Origin of the sequence: Endozoicomonas atrinae, from assembly GCF_001647025.1 — a bacterium.
Taxonomy (GTDB): domain Bacteria; phylum Pseudomonadota; class Gammaproteobacteria; order Pseudomonadales; family Endozoicomonadaceae; genus Endozoicomonas; species Endozoicomonas atrinae.
On record NZ_LUKQ02000235.1, the window covers coordinates 1 to 8,312 of the forward strand.

At 38.5% G+C, this 8,312-nt stretch carries 8 protein-coding genes; all 8 read left to right on the top strand.

The window, feature by feature from the left end; all coding sequences use genetic code 11:
• Nucleotides 1-676, top strand: a 676-nt coding sequence (locus AK963_RS33460) for a hypothetical protein (protein WP_175404602.1), incomplete at its 5' end; no start/stop codon positions are given.
• A gap of 75 nt (nt 677-751) precedes the next feature.
• The gene (gene rfbF, locus AK963_RS22345) at nt 752-1,525 is read left to right on the top strand and encodes a glucose-1-phosphate cytidylyltransferase (protein WP_066017631.1); all 774 of its coding nucleotides are present in this window, start codon (nt 752-754) and stop codon (nt 1,523-1,525) included.
• Nucleotides 1,507-2,595: a CDP-glucose 4,6-dehydratase gene (rfbG, locus tag AK963_RS22350; RefSeq protein ID WP_066017632.1), complete on the top strand. Its 1,089-nt coding sequence runs from the start codon at nt 1,507-1,509 to the stop codon at nt 2,593-2,595. The genes rfbF and rfbG overlap by 19 nt, the downstream gene beginning before the upstream one ends.
• 24 nt (nt 2,596-2,619) lie before the next feature.
• Nucleotides 2,620-3,837, top strand: coding sequence for a DegT/DnrJ/EryC1/StrS family aminotransferase (locus tag AK963_RS22355; protein WP_066017633.1), 1,218 nt, complete (start codon nt 2,620-2,622; stop codon nt 3,835-3,837).
• A gap of 72 nt (nt 3,838-3,909) precedes the next feature.
• Nucleotides 3,910-4,767 (top strand): NAD-dependent epimerase/dehydratase family protein, encoded by an 858-nt coding sequence (locus AK963_RS22360; RefSeq protein ID WP_066017634.1) that lies wholly within the window; start codon nt 3,910-3,912, stop codon nt 4,765-4,767.
• Between the two features lie 5 nt (nt 4,768-4,772).
• Nucleotides 4,773-5,798: a GDP-mannose 4,6-dehydratase gene (locus AK963_RS22365; protein WP_066017635.1), complete on the top strand. Its 1,026-nt coding sequence runs from the start codon at nt 4,773-4,775 to the stop codon at nt 5,796-5,798.
• Nucleotides 5,799-5,802: 4 nt separating this feature from the next.
• Nucleotides 5,803-6,807: a glycosyltransferase family 2 protein gene (locus AK963_RS22370; RefSeq protein WP_238593815.1), complete on the top strand. Its 1,005-nt coding sequence runs from the start codon at nt 5,803-5,805 to the stop codon at nt 6,805-6,807.
• A gap of 156 nt (nt 6,808-6,963) precedes the next feature.
• Nucleotides 6,964-8,205 (top strand): hypothetical protein, encoded by a 1,242-nt coding sequence (locus AK963_RS22375; protein ID WP_139117591.1) that lies wholly within the window; start codon nt 6,964-6,966, stop codon nt 8,203-8,205.
• Nucleotides 8,206-8,312: the final 107 nt, after the last annotated feature.

Genomic DNA, 8,312 nt, shown 5'->3' on the forward strand with positions numbered 1-8,312 from the left:
GTCTATCGATGTTCATGATTTGGATAATATATTTCCGTATTCATACTCGATGCCGGATGCTGGTTCTAGATTTTTAGATTTTGTCAATAACTATCAATTAAAAGATGGGGTGAATTACTTTTTAGAAAATAAAAAAAATGAGGTTGTCGTTAGTGAAGAGCCTCTTTTCTCTAGGATTAAAAAAAAATTTTTAAATGAGGAGGGGGGGCGATATGGTTTTTATTTTAAATTAAAATCTCGAGAAAATACTGTTAAAGATATGAAAAAAAGCTTGCTGGTTTTTAAGATTAAATCAGGTGGTGGTCTCATAGAAATCAGAGTTAAGGGAAAGGGTGAAGAAAAAAACAATAAAATTATTGAGTCAATTATTAGGTGGTATGAGTTTTATAAGACCAAGAAGTATCTGGAATACGCTTTTTTTTATGATGACGAAATTGTTCATGAAATTTTAGAAGTGAAGACTGAGAAAGAACTTGATTTTATGATAAAGAAATTAAATGTTGGTGATTTTTTTGATCATAAGATTCAGCCGGATTTTATAGTTGTGTCAAGTCCGAAAATAATGGATGGCTTTAGTAAAAGCTCATTTTTAAAAGATTATATTTTTAGTTTGAGTGTGCTTTTTTTGCTGTTTTTTTTATATTTCAATAGGGCTTTCGTATTTAAAATATGGTAAAGCATTTGAAAACGGCTGTCTTTGTTTCATTTTTGGCATGGCTTTAAAGAATTGAAGTGAACAAGGAATAATTACATGAAAGCGGTGATATTAGCTGGTGGTCTTGGTACCCGAATAAGTGAGGAGACAGAGAGTAAACCCAAACCAATGGTTGAAATTGGTGGTAAGCCTATTTTGTGGCATATCATGAAAATCTATTCTGCTCATGGAATAAATGATTTCATCATATGTTGTGGATATAAAGGATATGTAATCAAAGAGTACTTTGCGAATTACTTCCTTCATATGTCAGATGTAACATTTGATATGCGCGATAACCAGATGCATGTACACCATCAAAAAGCTGAGCCCTGGCGGGTCACACTGGTTGATACTGGTGAGGCGTCCATGACCGGGGGGCGGTTAAAGCGTGTTGAAGACTATGTCCAGAATGAAGAGGCTTTCTGCTTTACCTACGGTGACGGGGTTGGTGATATCGATATTACCGCATCCATTAAGCACCATAAGTCTCAGAATACACTGGCAACTTTGACTGCCACTTTCCCACCGGGACGATTTGGGGCATTGACGATGGATAATCATCGGGTAATCTCTTTTCAGGAGAAACCCAAAGGCGACGGGGGAATGATTAATGGTGGTTTTTTTGTGCTATCCCCAAAAGTCATTGATTATATTCAGGATGACCAGACTATATGGGAGCAGGAGCCACTGATGCAACTGGCTGAGGATGGTGAACTTTCATCTTATGAGCACCATGGCTTCTGGCAGCCAATGGATACATTAAGAGACAAACTGCATCTCGAAAAACTTTGGACTTCAGGTGAAGCACCATGGAAAACGTGGGAGTGATTGAAAACTTCTGGCATGGGAAAAAAGTATTCCTTACAGGGCATACTGGTTTCAAAGGAAGCTGGCTATCACTCTGGTTACAGAAACTCGGTGCCGATGTGAGTGGCTATTCTCTCCCAGCCCCAACAGACCCCTCACTGTTTGCCATTACAAACGTGGCAGAAAATATGAACCATCAAATTGGTGATATTCGTGATGGGCAGAAACTCAAAAAAGCCCTGATAGACTCATCACCTGAGATTGTTCTCCATCTTGCAGCTCAACCGTTGGTTCGGTATTCCTATCGGGAGCCAGTAGAGACCTATGAAACCAATGTAATGGGAACACTGCATTTACTTGAGGCAATTCGCAGTGTAGATACAGTACGTGCCTGTGTCTTGGTGACTACAGACAAGTGTTATGAGAATCGTGAATGGGACTGGGGGTATCGGGAGATAGACCCTATGGGAGGGTATGACCCTTACAGCAGCAGTAAAGGCTGTATGGAATTGCTGGTCTCGTCTTATCGAAACTCTTTCTTTCCTGCCGAAAAATACCAGGAACACCGAACAGCGATTGCAACAGTCAGAGCTGGAAATGTAATCGGTGGTGGGGATTGGGCAGAAGACCGCTTAATTCCTGATATGATCAATGCTTTTATCTCCAGCCAGCCGGCGTTTATACGAAACCCCGGAGCAATTCGCCCGTGGCAGCATGTACTGGAACCATTGAGTGGCTACCTGGAAATAGCGAAAAAGCTATATGAAAGTGGAAGTGAGTATGCTGAAGCCTGGAATTTTGGTCCTGAATTGCACGATGCTAAACCAGTGGGCTGGATCGCAGATGAGTTGACAGCGCACTGGGGTAATAATGCCAAATGGTGCACGGACAGTAATGAGCACCCACATGAAGCTAACTACTTAAAGCTTGACTGCTCCAAAGCATATTCCAGATTAGACTGGCGGCCACGCTGGTCTCTGAAACAGACTCTGGAAAAGATTACTGAATGGCATAAAGCCCATGAAAATGGTGCTGACATGCATGAAATGACACTTCAACAAATCCACCAATATCAATTGGCAAGCGTGTAATCGCTATTTGAATCGAGTATTACGATGACTGAACTTAAACGCCAAGATTATCTTTACGTTCCTTATGGCTGCACCGTTCATGGTGAGGAGGAAATTCAGGCTGTTGAGAAAGTGCTGCGCACATCAACGCAAATGGGTCCGCATGTGCGGGAGTTTGAAGCGAAAGTAGCGGAAACGTTCGATAAGCCTCACGGTATTATGGTGAACTCAGGTTCTTCTGCGCTCTATCTTGCCGTAGAAGTACTGGACCTTCCGAAAGGCAGTGAGGTTATTACTCCCGCGCTTACTTTTGCGACTACTGTCGGCTGTCTGGTTAAAAACGGTTTGATTCCTGCCTTTGTGGATGTTGAAGAAGGGACTTACTGCATTGATCCTGCAAAAATCGAGGCCATGATTACCGAAAACACCAGTGCAGTTTGTATACCTAACCTGATTGGGAATATCTGTGACTGGGATCGCATTATTGAAATTTGTCGTAAGCATGATTTGAAGATCATTGAAGACAGTGCAGATACTCTTGGTGGAACACTGACAGGTCGCTCCAGTGGTCATTATTCCGATATCAGTATCACCAGCTTTTATGGCTCTCATGTAATTAATGGGGCTGGCAATGGCGGGATGCTGTGTGTCAAAAATGATGAATTGGCAGCAAAAGCAAGACTGCTTCGCTCCTGGGGGCGCAGCTCTTCATTATTTGTAGAAAGTGAAGCAATAGAGAATCGCTTTAACATAGAAGTTGATGGTATTCCTTATGATGCCAAGTTTGTGTTTGAGACTATTGGCTATCAGCTGGAACCATCAGAAATCAGTGCTGCATTTGCGCTGGTACAATTTGCCAAGCTCGAGCAAAACATAAAAGCACGAGAATTGTATTTCAACAAACAACTGGACTTCTTCAGCCAGTATGAAAACTGGTTTATTCTCCCTAAGCAAACAACAGATTCTCGAACAGGATGGCTGGCTTTCCCGCTGACTATTCGTGATGATGCCCCATTCACTCGTCGGGAAATGCAGATTTTCCTTGAGAAACGGAATATTCAAACTCGAGTAGTATTTACGGGTAACATCACGCGACAGCCAGGTTTCAAGAATATTGAGATGAAGAAGGCTGAAGAAGGTTACCCATTGGCAGATCAAGTAATGCGTGGCGGCGTGCTGCTGGCTTGCCATCACGGGTTAAATGATGAGATGTTGTCTCACGTACACGACAGCTTTAGAGCGTTTGCTGATCAATATCAATAAGTGGCTTGAATCATAAAGCCGGTAAATACCTATAGCTTTTACCGGCTTGTTGCTTTAGATGGTGCAAAAGAAATGAAGATATTACTTACGGGAGCCAGTGGATTTCTTGGAAGCCATTTAGCCAAAGCGTTTGTAAACTCCGGCTACGAAGTACATGCTCTGATCCGAAAAGAAACAAAGCTGAGCCGGTTAGAAGGTTATGAAAATAAGCTGATATTCCATAGCCGTGAAAGTGGTCTTGATAAAGCATTTGATAAAAATAATCCTTATAAAGCCATTGTCCATACTGCGACGTGTTATGGTAGAAATGGTGAAAAAGATACAGAAATTTTTGATGTTAATTTAAAATATCCCCTTGATCTTCTGGAAAATGCGGTCTTATTTGATACAAAAGTATTTTTTAATACAGATACAGTGCTGGATAAATATTTAAATAGTTATTCATTATCAAAAAAACAGTTTGTTGAGTGGGGCAGGAATATTTCTGAAAGAAGTAGTATCCGTTTTTGTAATATAAAGCTGGAGCATATGTATGGGCCTGGTGATGATGATACCAAGTTCACAACGAATATTATTAATAGCTGTTTGAATAATGTACCAGTTATTAAGCTCACACCAGGTGAGCAAAAAAGGGACTTTATCTATATAAAAGACGTGATTTCAGCTTATCAGCTCTTGATGGAGTGCAGTGAATTGCCGAGTTTTGAGGATTTTGAACTGGGCACTGGAGATATGATTTCAATACGGGAATTTGTTGAAACAGTACATAATATTACAACATCAAAAAGTAAGCTCGATTTTACTGCTTATCCATACCGAAAAAATGAGCTTATGGAATCTAAGGCTGATATAAAAAAACTAGCGGAACTTGGCTGGAAACCAAAATTTAAGCTAATAGATGCATTGCAAGAAACAATTCAATTTGGATAAATCTGATGAAATTATTGATTACAGGTGGATGCGGCTTTCTTGGAAGCAACCTTGCAGAATATGCATTAAGCCAGGGCATAGAGCTATTTATATTTGACAATCTCTATCGGAATGGATCACTCCTCAATCTCGAATGGTTGAAAAGCAAGGGGGGGTTCGATTTTATACATGGTGATATAAGAAATTATAATGATGTGACTCGTTTGATAAGAAAAATTCAGCCAGATATTGTATTTCATTTGGCTGGACAAGTTGCAATGACAACTTCAATAGCGGATCCAAGAATGGACTTTGAAGTCAATGCTATGGGGACGCATAACTTACTTGAGGCGATAAGACTGGAGTCACCAGAAACCGGGGTGATCTATTCATCAACAAATAAGGTGTATGGAGATCTCGAACAATTTACTTACGAAGAAACACCCACACGTTACAGATGCATTGAAGCACCAGATGGATTTAATGAAAGTGTTCAATTGGCTTTTCACTCTCCTTATGGATGCTCAAAAGGTGCAGCTGACCAGTATATGTTGGACTATGCTCGTATTTATGGTCTTAAAACGGTTGTGTTTCGCCACTCCTCTATGTATGGCGGGCGGCAATTTTCAACTTACGACCAAGGCTGGGTGGGATGGTTTTGCCAGAAAGCATTTGAATTAGAACAGGGAAAACAACTGGAACCTTTTACTATTTCAGGTAGTGGTAAGCAGGTACGAGATGTTCTGCATGCTGAAGACATGATTCGGTTGTATTTTTCAGCGGTAACAAGAATAAAAAACATTGCTGGAAATGAATTTAATATTGGGGGTGGTATTGATAACAGCCTTTCTTTGTTGGAACTATTCAATCAATTAGAGGTGATTATTGATAAGGAAATGTTTTATAAGAGAATTGCTGAAAGGGAAAGTGATCAGAAAGTTTTTGTGGCTGATATTACTAAGGCTAGTGAAATGATTGGGTGGGTTCCAAAAGTATCTTCTGAGGATGGTGTTAGAAATATGTTCGATTGGGTTAGAAATAACCAAGGATAAATATTTGAAGAGCTTTAAAATGCATATGACTCTAGATATACTGATTCCTACCTATAACCGTATTGAGTTCTTAAAAAAAAATATAAATCTACTTAAGGCGTATTTAGATGATGAAAATGTTAGTCAATCAGTAAATATAATTATCTCAAATAATTGTTCTACTGACTCTACCAAAGTAATTCTCGAGCAGGTGTTACAAGGTTGCAGGAGTTTTAAGGTCTATAATCAGAGTGAAAATATTGGCTTAGAAAATAATGCTCTGTTATGCTTGAAGAAATCGACAGCAGATTATGTGATGTACTTAGGAGATGATGATTATCTTACAAAAGATTACATATTGAAAGTTCTAGATAAAATTAAAAATAATGATATAGCTATGATCATTCCAAGTTTTCACCTGATTGATACCAATGGAAAAAGAAAAGGAGTATTGGGAAGGGATACAGATCTTCCGGATAAACTTTATACTGCAGGTGAGAAGACATGTATCGAAATGAGTCTTAAATGTCACCAGCTTAGTGGCGTAACATACAGGCGACATGGTTTATACGATAAGTATGTGAAAAGTAAGCTCTCTACATTATATCCTTTTATATACTGGGGATGTATCTCTTCGATAGAGGGTAATGTCTGGCATTTGACAGAAAATCCAGTTCTGGTTACCCAGGTTGAGCAAACAAAGAAAGACTGGGGTTATGGTGAGGATGGTCTACTTATCGATAAAATAAAGTGCTTTTATCATGCCTTTCCAGAGAATATACTCCTACGACACAAATTGGAGATGAAGGCTCTCTCAATACAAGGCATTGGATTACTAAAGTATTTGAAAAAAAGTGTTAGGGCTTATTTCAAAGTATTCAGCATTCTCCGAGAATCAGTTTATGTAACTAATCAGACAAAAAAGAAAACGTATTTTTTATCCGTATTAAATCCGATTATTCAAGTGAAGACAGCGAGTATAATTATTTTCAGAAAAGGTCGAGCTTATTTGAAGAGCTTTGGTTCATAGGGTTTGATTTTAAATTTTTGCACTATTGCTTCCTAACTTGATTCTTTAATAAAAGCTAAAGGCTTTAATTGATGGTATTTGATGTCTGTGAGAGAATTGATATTAAGTTATCTGAATAAATTGGGAGTCAACAGTAAAATACTGTGGGTCCAATTGGTGACACTGGGGAACTTAATTAAAGGCCCGTTAGTGTTGTTGTTTATGGGATTAACAATATCATCAGAAATTCAAGGGTATTGGTTTTCCTTTGTCAGTTTAGGTGCTCTCATATCTCTTGCAGATCTAGGGTTTACAACAATTTTAAGTCAGTATATAAGTCATAATGCTCATAGTATAAAAATAACTTCAGAACGGAAGTTCATTGAAACGCCGACTAATGTAGACATTTTTATTTTTATATTGTCAGCCTTGAAATTTTATTTTTATATGATAGTGATCATCATACCTGTTATGATAGCTGCGGGTTTTTGGTACTTTTCTGAGTTTGAATACTTGTTACCCTGGATTACTTATACTGTTGTAGGCGCTTTATTTTTATTACTTTCATTTATTCAGTCTGTCATCATCGGGTTCAATGAAGTTGAGCAAGTTAATAAGGAAAAGCTTTTTTCTATATTTTCAGTTACGTTTGTAACTATTGCAATGTTAGTTAGTGGGTTTGATATTTGGGCTTTGGTGGGCGGTTATTTTGCTGGAACGGTTGTTGGTGGAGCCTACCACTATAGGAACAACTCTCAGCTATGGGGTCAGATTCTCAAAAATGGTTACAATCATGTATCTATTAAAAATCTCAAGCCCGTCCTTGGACTGCAAACAAAGTATGCCATAAGCTGGTTATGTGGTTATTTGATATTCCAGCTTTATGTCCCTGTTATCTTTAAAACTCATGGGGCAGTACTTGCCGGACAAGTTGGTTTGACAATTGCCGCTTTTTCTGCAATCAATCAATTTTCGAATTCATTTATCAGCGCTTCGACGCCTAGAATAGGTCAATTAGCTGGGCAAAATAACGAAAAGAAAGCATTGCAGCTATTTGTTAGATCACTCTATAAAAGGTGTTTTTGTTACTTACTACTTGCCATTTTGGCAATGTTTGTATTTATATCAATGGGCTATTTTGACTATTTTCTTGGTCTAAGTGAGAAGTTTTTGCCAAACAGTATAAAAATTATGCTAGCGATAATGTTTTTTTCTATCGGCCTTATCAGTAACCTTGCTACATATTGCAGGAGCCATAAAGAAGAAAATTTTACTGTTCATGCAATATTTAACAGTTTAGGGGTTGTTCTTTCTATTGCTGTATTCTATGAAAATATTGATAACCTTTTTCTCAGTGTGTCCTCATTTTATTTGTTTATCTTGGTTCCAACTGGATTTTATACCAATCGCATTTTCTAAATCCTTAAGCTGCCGCCAACTATGCTTAGGCATCATTACCATGCATTATCTAGAACAGATGTCTCGTCGACCACAGCTACCCGAAGGTTTTAATGATGTTGATTTTC